Here is a 14,309-nt window from a genome sequence, read left to right on the forward strand (position 1 = left end):
GCCTTTTTTAGTTATGGCTATCATAAATAAATTAGTAATTTTAGGCGGTGGTAGTGCGGGTTGGATGTGCGCTGCGTATTTATCAAAGCAGCATCCTGAATTAGCTATTAGTGTTATTGAATCGAGTAAAATTGGCAGTATTGGCGTTGGTGAAGGTTCAACACCACACTTAAAAAACTTCATGGATTCACTCGGTATTAGTGAACAACAATGGATGCCCAAGTGCGATGCAAGCTACAAAGCAGGCATTTACTTTAATAATTGGAATGGCGATGAACGTTGTTATTTCCATCCATTTTATAGCGACATGGATGAAAAAACTGCCGAAGTTTATTTTGTAAACGCTAATGCCCGAAGGCGCGGTAATGGCGATTGGCAAGCCCCAGATGAGTATTTTTTAACAGGCCATATCGCAAAACAAAATTTAAGTCCAAAAGTGCATACACCTATGCTCAAAGAGCAAACTTATGGTTATCATTTTGATGCCATAAAATTAGCGGGTGTGCTAAAAGCCTATGCACAAGAGAATGGGGTTGAACACATTGATGGTGAGTTTAGCCACGCGCATATAAACAACAATGGCAATATAGCTGATATTACGCTGTTTGATGGACGACAAATTAATGGCGACATGTTTATCGATGCCAGTGGTTTTAATGCACTGTTAATTGAGCAAACACTGGGTACACCTTTTAATTCATTTGCTGATGAACTACTTAACGACCGTGCTGTAGCCGTGGCGACGCCAATTTCTAGCGATGCTGTGATGCCATGTGCCACTCAATCTACGGCGTTAAGTGCCGGTTGGTGTTGGCAAATTCCGCTCACTAGCCGTATTGGTAACGGCTATGTATATAGCTCAAAACATATCACTGATGAGCAAGCCCAGTATGAGCTTGCCCTGCAATTAAACATAAATCCACAAAATAGCGCGTTTCGGCATTTAAAAATGAAAGTCGGCTGTATGCAGTCTGCATGGCAAAGCAATGTCATGGCTATAGGGTTGGCGCAGAGCTTTATTGAGCCCATCGAAGCGACATCTTTGATGGTTACTCAACATAGTATTAAGTTATTTAGCCAAGCCTTAACAAAGCTAAAAAACAACGAGCAGTCATTAAAAGTAGCTGAACACGTCAATCAACAACTCCATCAATTAGTGTATGGCATTAAAGATTATGTGGTTGCGCATTATGCAACTAGCTTACGCACCGACAGTGAATACTGGCTTACAGCAAAGCAACTGAATCACAGCTCTAGTGCTTTAAAGTCTTTACTAAAAGCGTGGCTTAATGGCGATGATTTTGATGCGTATTTGTCAAAGCTTACCCAACAGCAAGTTTATTTTAGACCTAGTTGGTATTGCTTACTTGGTGGCATGGACTACCAAAGCTCGCGGTGCCAGCAGTCATTTGAACCCGCTTGCGCTGCAATTTGTAATGGCGCAAAAATGTATTTGCATGAACTGTGTAATAAGCATTGTAAACCACATGCAGAGCAACTACATGCAATGAAGACTGCATAAAGTGAGTTGAAAAGTATCAACAAGCCGTAGAGTAGTGCCGCATAACTCATTTTATGATGGCAGACTTAGCTAATTAAGAGTGGTGATTAATTATTCCCTTGAATCATTTTGTTTGTATGCCCACGAACAGATGACTATCACCACTCTATTTATTTTTAGAATGAGACTTTCAGGTAGAACAATTATGAAAAGAAATTATTTGATAGTGCTACTAGTACTGGTTACCTTTTTTGTTATTTCATTTATAACGAACTTATTAGCGCCGATATTTCCGGCTCTGATCCAAAGTTATAATATAGGCTTAACCCTTGCTGGTTTTTTCCCATTTGCATTTTTTATCGCGTATGGAGTGATGTCGATCCCCGCAGGGTTGTTAGTGCAAAGCTTAGGTGAAAAAAAGGTCATGCTCATAGCATTCTCACTGGCATTATTTGGCAGTGTGTTATTTGTTAGCTTGCCGATTTTTGCTGTTGCAATGTCAGCATTATTTTTGATCGGTACCGCCATGGCTCTATTGCAAGTGGCAATTAATCCGTTACTTCGAGCCAGTGGCGGCTCTAAACATTTTGCGGTTTTTTCGGTCTCAGCCCAGTTAATGTTTGGTGGTGCAGCGACCTTATCACCGCTGGTATATAGCGCGCTTGTTAAAGCAGATTCACAAGCACAGAGCCAAAACTGGTTATTGCAATTAGTACCCGCCGATATGACTTGGCTAAGTATGTACTTATTATTTGCACTGTTATGCACAGTGATGTTGGTGGTTATTAGCGTGTTACCGATAAAACACAACACCCAAGCAGAAAATCCGCAACAAGGCAGTATCAAACAAAGCTTACAATTATTTAAAGACCCCACCGTGATTAAGTTCTTTTTTGCCATCGTGGCTTATGTGGCGCTTGAGCAAGGAGTGGCTAATTCAATTTCAGTATTTTTACAAACCTATCACCAACTTGACCCAAATACAGGCGGAGCACAGATAGTGAGTCAGTTTTGGCTATCACTGACATTAGGCTGCTTATTGGGCATCGTGCTGTTAAAACTCTTTGATGCTAAACATGTGTTACTTACTTTTAGTGTTGGTGCGGTGGTCAGTCTATTTACCGCATTATTTGCACATACTGAGCTGGCATTATGGGCGTTTCCTGCGGTTGGGTTTTTCTTATCAATTATGTGGTCGGTGATATTTTCGTTGGCATTAAACTCAGTTGCAAAAGGGCATGGCACTGTATCTGGTATTTTATGCACAGGGATTGTCGGCGGTGCATTTGCCTCGCCTATTATTGGTGCGGTGAGTGAGCTTACAGGTAGCTTACAAATATCACTATTACTGCTGTTAATGCCGCTTGGTTATATTTTTAGTGTCGGTATTTGGGCTAACCCACTGGTTGCTAATCACACGCTTAAAAGTAATCCACAGACAGCAAAGCTTGCTGAAAGTAACTAATGACAAAAGAGGTTGTAATGTCACAAACTTTATTATGTGTTGACCTTGGTGGCACCAAAGCGCTGGTCGCAAAAGTAACCGCAACAGGTGTAATAGAAAAACGCTATTTTGATGTGGACGGCTCAGCAAGTAAGCAGCAAACAAACGACTTTTTATGTCGAATCATCAAGCAAGTGGTTGATAATACTTGCATTGGTATCGTCGTAGGTGTACCTAGCATGGTGCTGATGGAAACTGGCGAAGTGATCGAAACGGTTAATATCCCCAATTGGAAAAATGTGCAGTTAAAGCAGCTATTAAGCACACATTTTAAACTGCCCGTACGGGTGCATAATGATGCAAATTGTTTTGCTATGGGAGAATTTACTCAAGGTAATTTTAAATCAGATACGAATTTAATTGGCATTTGCCTAGGCACTGGACTTGGCGCCGGGCTGGTGCTTAATGGTCGATTATATACGGGTAAGCACTCAGCCGCAGGAGAGTTTGGCAGTTTTAGTTATTTACAAGGGATTATTGAGCACTTTACCTCTGGGCAGTTTTTTATTAATCAAGGTACAACGGGCAAGCAAGCTTACCAAGAGGCATTGGCAAATGACGCACACGCACAACGTTTATTTGATGAGTTTGGCAAGCATCTCGCTCATGCAATAAACCATGTGATACTCGCGTTTGACCCTGACGTTATTGTACTAGGTGGCTCGGTTGCACAATCATCAGCGTGCTTTTTACCTAGTTTGCATATTCAGTTAGCTAAGTTAGTTAACCCAGTTATTTTGCAGTCGTTAGATATTCGTATTAGTGAGCTTGGCGACGATGCTCCATTATTTGGCAGCCATGCGTTATTTATAAACGACATGGCTTATGAGCAATCGTTGGGAGCTAGCTATGCGTAGAATTATATTATTGGTGCTTGCCATATGTTCGGCTGCAGTTTTTGCTAAAGCACCATCGCAGACTGAGTTAGATACCCTCGCGCAGCAGTTATTGGTAAAATATGAGTTACTTTCGGCAAAGCCCGATACTTGCCCTGCACCTCATCAAAAGCAGTGTTACTTATCGCGTTTGACGTTCAGCACACCTTTTGATGCAAACAGTCAACAGTGGTCAATTTATTTTAGTCAGCTAATGCCAATTTATAGCACTGACTCGTCGCAGTTTACCATTACGCATATCAATGGCGATTTACACCAAATAAAGCCCTCCTCGGCATTTGCCGGATTTAAACAAAATACGCCGATAAGTATAGAGTTTTATAGTCAAGAATCGCAAATTACTCGCGCTGAGTTTATGCCTAATTACATATTGGCAAGTGCGGGTTTAACAAGCCAGGTTATTAACAGTACTAAAACCGCGATTGATCCTGACACTAAGCTAGAGTTACAACCATATTTAGCACCATTTTTAACCTATGAACAACTACAAACGAGTAACGACGATGCGACACCATGGATGGATGCGGAGTATTTATATGAAAGTGAGTCTCGGCCTATATTAAATACGCCACCGCTGAGTTTGATCCCAAAGCCGGTCGCTTTAACTTTATTATCAGGTGAGGCTGTAGATTTAAGCCAAGGCCTAAATCTACAGCTAGCGAATGATATTGATCAAGTACAACTTACAGCGGCAATAGCACGCTTAGCACGTTTTGGTATTAAGCAGCATAGCCAAGGGATTAAAACCACGCTCAAGTTAGATTTAGCAGCTGATAACCCAGAGGCTTACACGTTAAAAATTCAACATGAGCAAATAACGATTAGCGCAACGAGTTCTGCAGGGATATTTTATGCGTTGCAGAGCATCGCAGGGTTAGTCAGCCTTGATAATTTAACTATCCCAGCACTTAATATTACTGATGCGCCGCGTTATGAATTTAGAGGCATGCACATTGATGTAGCACGCAATTTTCGTTCAAAAACATTTATTTTAAATACCATAGAGCAAATGGCCGCCTATAAGCTTAATAAATTACACTTACATTTAGCGGATGATGAAGGCTGGCGATTGGCTATTAACGACTTACCAGAGCTTACGGAAGTCGGTGCCAAGCGTTGCTTAGATTTAACCGAACAGCGTTGTTTGTTACCACAGCTAGGCGCAGGACTTGATAGTCAATCAGCGGTAAATGGTTACTACAGCCAGAATGACTATATTGAAATATTAAAATATGCTCAAGCGCACTTTATTGAAGTGATCCCATCACTTGATATGCCAGGGCATTCGCGCGCGGCAATTGTTGCAATGGAGGCAAGGTTCAACCGTTTAATAGGCCAAGGCAAAAGCGTACAGGCGCTTCAGTATCGTTTAGTCGAACCCGCTGATAAAACTCAGTACAGTTCAATCCAGCATTATCAAGATAACACCTTAAATGTTTGTTTAGAATCGACTTATCAATTTATCGATAAAGTGCTCTATGAAGTAAACGCATTACATGTGCAAGCCGGTGTGCCTCTTAAAACTTACCATATTGGCGCCGATGAGACGGCTGGTGCGTGGGTTGACTCTCCAAGCTGTCGGCGTTTGCAAAACCAACAACCGGCGCTGCATTCATTTAATGGCTATTTTATTGAAAAAGTGAGTAGCCTAGTCGCTAAAAAAGGCTTTAAAGTGGCCGGATGGAGCGACGGTATGAACGACGTTACGCTAAAGAGCATGCCAGCAAATGTGCAGTCAAATGCGTGGGCAACGCTGAGCGATGGTGGGCATGAGGTTGCGCATCGTCATGCTAACCAAGGCTGGGATGTGGTGTTATCAAGCCTGGATGTAACTTATTTTGACTTCCCATATCAGTCGCATCCGCAAGAGCCCGGAATCACTGGGCGAGTCGCGCGATTGACAGTAAAAAAGTGTTTGAGTTTATGCCGGATAATTTGCCTGCGCATGCTGAAATTTGGCGTTCGGTAAACAATCATCATTACAGTGCTGATGATCGTAAAACGATGCGCACAAAACCTTTTATTGGTTTGCAAGGGCATTTATGGTCAGAGCTCATTCGCAGTGACAGGCAAGCTGAGTACATGTTATATCCACGGTTATTAGCGCTTGCAGAGCGAGCTTGGCATAAAGCGCCATGGGAATTAGATTATAACGGGCAAGGCGCTAAGTATGATCAAAATACAGGCCATTTTAATACAACGCTTAAGCAACAAAAAGCAGCTGATTGGCAGCGTTTTGCGGCGTTAGTTGGCTTTAAAGAATTTGCAAAGCTAGAGCAAGCAGGGCGCTTTTATCGTTTACCTAGCGTAGCTGCACAACAACAAAGTGAAGGCTTAGATGCATTTACTTTGTATCCAGGGATTGTCATCGAATATCAAAATAGTCTTGGCAATTGGCTCATTTATGATGATGAAAATAAAGCCACTGATGTAAAGCAAGTTCGTACGCTTTCTCAAAGAGGTATCCGTAAAGGGCGATCATTGGCGGTGAAATAAAAGCCTTTTAAGCGTTGCTTATTATAAAGCCTTATAACAAACAGGGTCGATTTTTTGCTTTTTAAAAATGATAGCGCTGTCATTTTTGTTGGTGTATGATTAATTTAATGTAATAAAAATGATTTTAGGATTGCAGCGCCTTGGTTTATAGAGCTTTCACGGCGTAATGCTAAAATAATTAATTAAAATAAACTGTTGAGATAAATTTATGGAAGCAACTGTCGAGTGTGAAGCAAACACTAAACATAGTATTTGGCTGCCAATGACATTGGCAGGATCAATGTTTTTCATTCTAGGTTGTATAACCTGGCTAAATGGCGCTATTACACCGTTTTTACAGCAAATGTTGGTGTTATCGCCACTGCAAGCCTCGTTTATTATTTCCTCATTTTATATTGCCGTAACAGTCGCTGGCATCCCATCTGCAATGCTTATTAAGCGTGTAGGTTACAAAAATGGTATGGCAATTGGCTGTGCAGTAATGGCCGCGTCAGCCTTGATGTATATTCCTGCCGCTAAAATGCAGATGATTGAAATATTTTTATTCGCACAGCTAATGATAGGTGTTGGGCAAACAATCCTACAAACAGCGGTAAATCCGTATGTTGTTAAAATGGGATCTGAAAAATCAGCGGCAGTTCGTGTATGTATTATGGGCTTACTGAATAAATTTGCTGGGGTTATCGTGCCTGTTATTTTTGCTGCCGTTGTTGTCAGCGGTGTAGTCGCTGATGGTGAGCAATTATCACAACAGCAAAAAGATGCGATGGCGAATAGTCTTATTTTACCTTATATGGCAATTGCAGGTTTGATCTTTGCGTTTGCAGCATTTGCTAAATTTTCATCGCTACCTGATTTGGTTTTTGAAGAGTCTGAAGGTAATGGTAAAGGCGAAGTAAAAGAAGCACTAAAACATCCTCACCTAGTGCTGGGTGTAATTGGTATTGCCTTATATGTTGCTGTTGAAGTGATTGCCGCAGATACCATTGGCTCTTACGCATTACAGATTGGGATTGCCGATTACTCAGTGATGACCTCATACACCATGGCGTGCATGTTGGTTGGTTATGCCATTGGTATTGCACTTATTCCCCGTTTTATGTCGCAGCAAAATGCGCTCGTTATGTCTGGGCTTGCAGGTATTGTAACTGTACTTGCAGTAATAATGGGAAGTAACGACTCATTTATTCTTGCTAACATATTATTAGTACCATTTGGTGGCCCTGAGCTGCCAGATCCATTGTTATGTATTGCCCTACTTGGTTTTGCCAATGCCATGGTGTGGCCGGCAATATGGCCGTTAGCATTAACTGGCTTAGGTAGTTTAACTGGCACTGCATCCGGTTTACTTATTATGGGTATTGCAGGTGGTGCATTAGGCCCATTACTGATTGGTTTAGGTAACGTAGCAGGCTTAGGTGTGCAAGGTGCTTACGCCTTGATGATCCCAAGTTACTTATTCATCTTATTCTATGCGCTTAAAGGCCATAAAATGAGAAGTTGGAAGTAGATTAAAGTTGGCGAGTTAGCGAGAGTAAAGTTAGCGAGATTAAAGCTAGCTAGTTAAGAGAGTTTGTAAGTGACCAAGAGCGCGGTTAATACCGCGCTTTTTTATGGCCGTAGGTTCGGCTTTAGCCGAAAAGCAATGAGGTTTGAGCTTACTAATCTGTTTTATTTAAGCACCATTTTCGTGATAAATCACGACCTACATTTAGCTCGGTGTTTATCTGTAGGTTCGGCTTTAGCCGAAAAAAGCACTGAAGTTTGAGGTTACTAATCTGTTTTATTTAAGCGCTATTTTCGTGATAAATCATGACCTACAGTTAGCTCGGTGTTTATCTGTAGGTTCGGCTTTAGCCGAAAAATCACTGCGGTTTGAGCTTACTCATCTGTTTTATTAAAGCGCCATTTTTGTGATTAATCACCACCAATAATAAAGCCGTGCTTGATTTATCAAACACGGCTTTTATAATTTTTTAGCCTTTAGCCTTTAGCCTTTAGCCTTTAGCCTTTAGCCTTTAGCCTTTAGCCTTTAGCCTTTAGCCTTTAGCCTTTAGCCTTTAGCCTTTAGCCTAAAACGCGAAGCTGTAACCCATTTGGATTGTGCGTGGTTTACCTGGTTGAATACCACCGTTTGCGCGGTTAGCGATGTAAGTGTTATCAAACAAGTTATCAACCGTTAGATATACTTTTTGATTGTCATCAATTAAATATTTAGCGGCTAAATCCCACACAACACGGCTGTCGATTGCATTCAAGCCGTCAGTACTTAAATCAGCATGTGCGTCAGATACATAACGCACTTGCGTATCAAATGCAAAGCTTGAAAGCACGGCACCAAATGAAAGAGCGATTTGATTCTCTGGAACGTAAGGCATTGCATCGCCTTTATTTACTTGCCCCCAGATATCAGATGCAAAATCATTTTTAAACTGTGAATCCGTATAAGTGTAAGTTAAGCGTACAGGGAATGTTGCGCTATTAGTTTCGAAAATACGACCTGCAGAGAACTCAAAGCCCGATACTTCTACTTCGCCGTAGTTGTATTGGTCGCCAATGTTCTCATCACTACAGCCTACAGATGCAGTACAATTTCCATGCATATTGCTGTAATCAGAGAAGAATGCAATGATTTCACCATTAAAACCAGCAACGTTATAACGGCCACCAAACTCAATGTTTACGCTTTCCTCTTCTTCTTGGTCAGCATTACCTGGTGCCGCAGGAGCGTAACCTTGCTGAATACCTGCAAGTAGCGTTAGGCTGTCGCTTACGGTGTAAGTTGCACCCAGTGATGGCACTAAGATTTGTGTATCGTTTGAAACGTCTTTAGTTAAGCCATTTTCACGTTTAGGATCAGACTTTGACCACTCTACGCGGGTAATTGTGATGTCTTCATAACGAAGGCCTGCATTAATCACTAATGCATCGATTGACCACTGGTCTTGAATGAATAACGTTGTTGCTTTTGCACTATCTACACGATTGCTGTCAGAACCCGGAACGCCCTGAGACGTTAAGGTCATACTTAAATCTTGATTAAGTGTGTATTTGTCTTCCCACTGAAAACGATCCATTTCGTCTTCGTGGTAGCGCACGCCAACAGTCACATAGTGATCGCCCGCAGGAATGTGCAACTCTGATTGCACACCTTTGGCTTGGTAGTCGCGGTTATTTGCTTTAATACCAATGCCTTCAACACCTTCAGCTGTTGGTGCCGCTTCAAACTCACTGTACTGTGCTAAATAGCTTTCACTTACTTTGCTCGCTTTGTACCAATTACGATGAAAATCATTGAGGTAAGCTGTCGCTAATAACTCATAACCATCACCAAAACGATAAGCATAATTTAATTGGTATGCATTATGTTGCGTGTTCATTTGGTCTTTTTGTGATGCGGCATAACGACGGTTTGGTGACGCTTTATAATCTTCTTCTGTTAAACCCATGTAAGTTTCATCAGATTGTTCATCAGAGTACTTAATTTTCATCTCTAGGTTATGCGCGTTGTTTTCACCAAACTTATAACCAAATTTAAGTAGAACGTCGTTCTTTTCAAAGCCTGTGTTGTCGCTACCTACAGGTAATTCTTTAAAGCCATCTGCGCCATAGCTGAAAACTTCAATAAGGCCGGCTGCGTTGTTTTTTTCTTTACCGAAGTAAGCATGGCCCTTATAAAAACCATCGCTACCGAGTTCGGCGTTTACTAAACCCGTTGAACCTTCGGTCGGTAAGCTGCGCGAAAGTAAGTTTAAAACACCACCGGTAGTGCGTGGGCCATACTTAACAGAGGCTGCGCCTTTTAATACTTCAATAGACTCCATACGGCCCATAGTAGGGAAGTAGTAAGCCGATGGCGCTGAGTAAGGAGCGGGTGCTACGAGAACGCCATCTTCCATTACAGATATTTTATCGTTACGGCCAGTGCCTGTTCCGCGCATACCAATGTTAGGGCGCAGGCCATAACCATCTTCTTCTTGCACGTAAACACCTGGTACAGATGCTAAAACACGAGAAATATCGGTAAATTCGAATTTTTGTAATTGTTCGTCTGAGATAAATGTAGCAGAGCCCGGAATATCGTTAATAGCAGCTTGCGAGCCAATTACGGTAATTTGCTCAAAGTTCTTTTCTTTATTTGTTGCATCCTTTGCAACAGCATTAGCGCTTAGTGATAAAGCAACAGCCATCGAAAGTGTTGAAACAATAAACTTAGGGGTCATTGTTGATCCTGTATATGTCTAATTTAAACTGGCGCAATTTAAACATGTAAAATAATACGAATCAATCCTATTTGTAACAATCTCGATCGTTAAGTAAATTTTTGAATACAAAAATGAAAATCCACCTTTATCAATATTGTATTACTATATTAATTGCGTTAATTTAAATTATCAAAAGGTAACTAAAGGCGGATTTTTGTTAGCTATTAGGTCAAGCGTAATGCAATAAACTCGGCAAGTTTATCTACCGCATGCTCGGCTTGTTCTGCATGCTTTGTTAAGCTAATACCTATTTTACCTAGGCTCGGTAAAATAGCGGTGTTTAACTCATAATTAAGTTCATTAGGTACTGTGCTTCTAGCCAAAACGGTGATCCCTAATCCTTCTTTTAAAGCCGCAGTAAGGCCTGTTAAATCAGCGTTACTATAACTTATGCGGTACTTAATACCCGCAAGTTGCAATGCCTCGATGGCGCGGCGTCGATAAATACAACCTTCCGGTGCAGTCACAAGCGTAACAACGTCATTTTGTGCTATTGATAAATCACCAACCCAGACCAGTTGGTCTTGCATAAAAACAGGGAATTTTTCAGAGTTTAAATCTTCATTTAACGCCAGTACTAAATCAAACTGGTCTTCTCGTGAAACCGACAATAAATGCTTACTTAAACGCGATTTAACCTCTAACGATACTTCTGGGTAAAGTGCCACAAAGTCACCGATAATAGCGGGTAAGATCCGAGCTGCAAATTCGCTGGGTATTCCCAAACGTACCTTACCGGTCACATTCTCTTTAGTAAATAATTGCAAAATGGTGTCGTTTTGCAGCAGCATTTGCTTTGCCATCGGCAGCAGCAGTTCACCGTATTGATTGAGCACTTGGCGCTGACCTTGTTTTTTAAATAGCTTATGGCCGAGCATTTCTTCTAACCGCTTTATTTGTAAACTTACAGCGGGTTGCGATAAGCCAAGTAAATCACCTGCTTTAGCAAAACCTGCTACTTCAACCACAGTAACTAACGTGCGTAAGCTGTCTGTTGAGATATTTTTCATATTAAAAATTACAATTTATGGGGGTAGATTGATAAGTATTATTTATCAATTGATTAATAATTACAATTTGTTGTTGCTAGACTTGCACAATATACTTTTGCCATTAAAGATTGATAGGTGTCGATAATGACTTTTAGCCCGATAATGTTTGCTCGTCATAGCCAGATTGAAGCAGCTGATAGCAATATGCTACAGGTCAATAAAAACACCGTAGTGATCGATTTTAGCGGTACTGAAGCAATCCCGTTTTTAACCACTATATTAGGGTTAGATTTAAACAAACTAACCGCCAGTGGTTTAGGTGTGAAAGGCACCTTAGATGGTGACCTAAACAGCAATTATAGCTTTGCGTTATATTACTTTAGTGCAACAGCGTTTAGATTCGTGTTGCACACAGATGCAGCGGCTCAATTACAAGCACTGATCAGTGAACAGCAACTGCGCTACGATATTGAGTTTGTTACACGCACTGATTTAGCGACCTTAACTTTATCTGGTGAGCAGGCATTTGACGCGTTAGTCGAAGCATTTAAACTCACCCCTGGACTGCGCTTGTCAGACGCCAACAGCTGCTACGGTGCGCAAAGTGGTGAGGTATTTATTACCGCTATTGATAAACAATCAATACAGTATTTTCAGCTGGTGGCCAAAGCGCCTGAGCTGACTAAATGGCAAACATATTTACAGCAACGCGGTTTTGATATGTCACTACCAGACGTTGCTTAAACATAAATTGATAAGCTGGCTAGCGTATTTTTTAGTTGCCAGCTTTTGTAATTTATTTGTTAGAACAAATCGCAATTTGGGTGTTAGGTGCATTACAACTTATGTATAATCGCCGCCCATGTTATTCCCCTCATTAAATTGAGGCCACGCCCAATCTTGGGTTAATTATAAAGTGAAGGAATATTATGACTTCTAAAACAGTTTTACATGCAAAGCACCTAGAATCAAAAGCAAAAATGGTTGATTTTCATGGCTGGGAAATGCCAATCAACTATGGTTCGCAAATCGAAGAGCACAACGCAGTGCGCACCGATGCAGGCATGTTTGACGTTTCACACATGACTATTGTTGATGTCAAAGGCGAGCAAGCACAAGCATTCCTTCGTAAACTAGTCGCTAACGATGTTGCTAAATTAACCGTTCCTGGTAAAGCGCTTTACACTGGCATGCTGAATGAGCAAGGTGGCGTAATTGACGACCTTATCATTTACTTCTTCTCAAATACTGATTATCGCTTAGTGGTTAATTCTGCAACTCGTGAAAAAGATTTAGCGCACATGGCTAAAGTTTCAGCTGATTTTGCCGTTGCAGTAACAGAGCGCCCAGAGTTTGCCATGATTGCAGTACAAGGCCCTAATGCTAAAGCAAAAACTGCCACTATCTTAACGGCTGATCAACAAGCAGCTGTTGCAGATATGAAGCCGTTTTTTGGTGTGCAAACTGGTGATTTATTTATTGCTACAACAGGCTATACTGGCGAAGACGGTTACGAAATTGTTGTACCGAACGAGCAAGCTGCGGATCTTTGGCAACAACTGCTAGATGCTGGTGTTGCGCCTGCGGGCCTTGGTGCACGTGACACACTACGTTTAGAAGCGGGTATGAACCTTTACGGCCTAGATATGGACGAGAGCGTATCACCACTTGCTGCTAACATGGCGTGGACCATTGCATGGGAACCTGAAGATCGTGACTTTATCGGTCGTGACGTACTAGTACAGCAACGCGCTGACAAAAGCACTGATAAACTTGTTGGCCTAGTGCTGGAAGAAAAAGGCGTATTGCGTAGTGGTTCTAAAGTAATTGTTGATGGTGGCGAAGGGGTCATTACCTCTGGTACTTTCTCACCTACACTTGGTTTTAGTGTTGCCCTTGCACGTGTACCACGTTCAACTGGCGAAACTGCTCAAGTAGAAATGCGTAAAAAATTAGTTAACGTAAAAGTAGTTAAACCAAGCTTTGTACGTAACGGTAAGTCTGTACTTTAAAGTATTAATTAAAAAATTTGGTGTTATCACCCAATAATACCAATCATGTTGAGTTATTAACCAGTTATAGCGACAGATAAATAGAGTGATAACAAGGCATTAATTTTGATATGTAGTTGTTCTACCTGATAAATTAATAACGCTGTTAGCGCTTTATTTAGACCGCTAGAATGGTTAAATTTTTAAGTTGATTGGTATCAAAACCAAAGGATGAATAAAATGAGCAATATCCCTAGCGAGTTAAAGTATGCCTCTTCACACGAGTGGGTTCGCAACGAAGGTGACGGTACTTTCACTGTAGGTATTTCTGAGCACGCACAAGAACTACTTGGCGACATGGTATTTGTTGAATTACCAGAAGTAGGCGATGAAGTAGATGCAGGCGAAGACCGTGCAGTAGCAGAGTCAGTAAAAGCGGCATCAGACATCTATGCACCAATCAGCGGTGAAATCGTTGCAATCAACGAAGACCTTGAAGATGCACCTGAAACAGTTAACAACGACGCTTACGGCGACGGTTGGTTATTCCGCATTAAAGCATCTGACGAGTCTGAGCTAGAAAACTTGCTTGACGCTGAAGGCTATGCAAACACCATCGACGAAGACTAATAATTAGTTTATCGCCGTACTAAAAGCCCCATTA

11 protein-coding genes are annotated in these 14,309 nt (G+C 41.4%); 9 read left to right on the top strand and 2 right to left on the bottom strand.

The window, feature by feature from the left end; all coding sequences use genetic code 11:
* The first annotated feature begins 13 nt into the window (after positions 1–13).
* The 6 genes from P4S61_RS13145 (at position 14) to nagP (ending at position 7,907) form a co-directional block, all read left to right on the top strand.
* Positions 14–1,522: a tryptophan halogenase family protein gene (locus P4S61_RS13145; protein WP_337118401.1), complete on the top strand. Its 1,509-nt coding sequence runs from the start codon at positions 14–16 to the stop codon at positions 1,520–1,522.
* Positions 1,523–1,706: 184 nt separating this feature from the next.
* Entirely contained in the window at positions 1,707–2,966 is a 1,260-nt protein-coding gene (locus tag P4S61_RS13150) for an MFS transporter (protein WP_337118402.1), read from the top strand.
* Positions 2,967–2,983: 17 nt separating this feature from the next.
* The gene (locus tag P4S61_RS13155) at positions 2,984–3,862 is read left to right on the top strand and encodes an ROK family protein (protein ID WP_145241877.1); all 879 of its coding nucleotides are present in this window, start codon (positions 2,984–2,986) and stop codon (positions 3,860–3,862) included.
* Positions 3,855–5,870: a family 20 glycosylhydrolase gene (locus tag P4S61_RS13160; RefSeq protein ID WP_337118403.1), complete on the top strand. Its 2,016-nt coding sequence runs from the start codon at positions 3,855–3,857 to the stop codon at positions 5,868–5,870. The genes P4S61_RS13155 and P4S61_RS13160 overlap by 8 nt, the downstream gene beginning before the upstream one ends.
* Positions 5,825–6,397, top strand: a complete 573-nt coding sequence (locus P4S61_RS13165; RefSeq protein WP_337118404.1) for a family 20 glycosylhydrolase — start codon at positions 5,825–5,827, stop codon at positions 6,395–6,397. The genes P4S61_RS13160 and P4S61_RS13165 overlap by 46 nt, the downstream gene beginning before the upstream one ends.
* Positions 6,398–6,605: 208 nt before the next feature.
* Positions 6,606–7,907, top strand: a complete 1,302-nt coding sequence (gene nagP / locus P4S61_RS13170) for an N-acetylglucosamine MFS transporter NagP (RefSeq protein ID WP_337118405.1) — start codon at positions 6,606–6,608, stop codon at positions 7,905–7,907.
* A 562-nt stretch (positions 7,908–8,469) separates the two neighbouring features.
* Here the strand turns inward: nagP and P4S61_RS13175 are convergent.
* Positions 8,470–10,620 carry a TonB-dependent receptor family protein gene (locus tag P4S61_RS13175; protein WP_337118406.1) on the bottom strand — a complete coding sequence of 717 codons (2,151 nt, stop codon included), beginning with the start codon at positions 10,618–10,620 and terminating at the stop codon, positions 8,470–8,472.
* Between the two features lie 206 nt (positions 10,621–10,826).
* Complete coding sequence (locus P4S61_RS13180) at positions 10,827–11,672, bottom strand: LysR family transcriptional regulator (protein WP_145241866.1); 846 nt, start codon at positions 11,670–11,672, stop codon at positions 10,827–10,829.
* Positions 11,673–11,798: 126 nt separating this feature from the next.
* Between P4S61_RS13180 and P4S61_RS13185 the strand changes: the two genes are divergently transcribed.
* From P4S61_RS13185 to gcvH, 3 genes are all read left to right on the top strand, one after another.
* Positions 11,799–12,398 carry a hypothetical protein gene (locus tag P4S61_RS13185; RefSeq protein ID WP_337118407.1) on the top strand — a complete coding sequence of 200 codons (600 nt, stop codon included), beginning with the start codon at positions 11,799–11,801 and terminating at the stop codon, positions 12,396–12,398.
* Between the two features lie 185 nt (positions 12,399–12,583).
* The gene (gene gcvT, locus P4S61_RS13190; RefSeq protein WP_145241861.1) at positions 12,584–13,666 is read left to right on the top strand and encodes a glycine cleavage system aminomethyltransferase GcvT; all 1,083 of its coding nucleotides are present in this window, start codon (positions 12,584–12,586) and stop codon (positions 13,664–13,666) included.
* A 219-nt stretch (positions 13,667–13,885) separates the two neighbouring features.
* On the top strand, positions 13,886–14,275 hold the full coding sequence (gene gcvH / locus P4S61_RS13195) for a glycine cleavage system protein GcvH (protein WP_337118408.1): 390 nt from the start codon (positions 13,886–13,888) through the stop codon (positions 14,273–14,275).
* Positions 14,276–14,309: the final 34 nt, after the last annotated feature.

Source organism: Pseudoalteromonas sp. B160 (assembly GCF_037162485.1).
Lineage (GTDB): Bacteria > Pseudomonadota > Gammaproteobacteria > Enterobacterales > Alteromonadaceae > Pseudoalteromonas > Pseudoalteromonas rhizosphaerae.

Excerpts from the sequence above, each read along its gene's own strand:
- P4S61_RS13175 (WP_337118406.1), bottom strand. The coding sequence starts at position 10,620 with ATGACCCCTAAGTTTATTGTTTCAACACTTTCGATGGCTGTTGCTTTA.
- nagP (WP_337118405.1), top strand. The coding sequence starts at position 6,606 with ATGGAAGCAACTGTCGAGTGTGAAGCAAACACTAAACATAGTATTTGG.
- P4S61_RS13180 (WP_145241866.1), bottom strand. The coding sequence starts at position 11,672 with ATGAAAAATATCTCAACAGACAGCTTACGCACGTTAGTTACTGTGGTT.
- P4S61_RS13150 (WP_337118402.1), top strand. The coding sequence starts at position 1,707 with ATGAAAAGAAATTATTTGATAGTGCTACTAGTACTGGTTACCTTTTTT.
- P4S61_RS13165 (WP_337118404.1), top strand. The coding sequence starts at position 5,825 with ATGCCGGATAATTTGCCTGCGCATGCTGAAATTTGGCGTTCGGTAAAC.
- P4S61_RS13145 (WP_337118401.1), top strand. The coding sequence starts at position 14 with ATGGCTATCATAAATAAATTAGTAATTTTAGGCGGTGGTAGTGCGGGT.
- P4S61_RS13160 (WP_337118403.1), top strand. The coding sequence starts at position 3,855 with ATGCGTAGAATTATATTATTGGTGCTTGCCATATGTTCGGCTGCAGTT.
- P4S61_RS13185 (WP_337118407.1), top strand. The coding sequence starts at position 11,799 with ATGACTTTTAGCCCGATAATGTTTGCTCGTCATAGCCAGATTGAAGCA.
- gcvT (WP_145241861.1), top strand. The coding sequence starts at position 12,584 with ATGACTTCTAAAACAGTTTTACATGCAAAGCACCTAGAATCAAAAGCA.
- P4S61_RS13155 (WP_145241877.1), top strand. The coding sequence starts at position 2,984 with ATGTCACAAACTTTATTATGTGTTGACCTTGGTGGCACCAAAGCGCTG.
- gcvH (WP_337118408.1), top strand. The coding sequence starts at position 13,886 with ATGAGCAATATCCCTAGCGAGTTAAAGTATGCCTCTTCACACGAGTGG.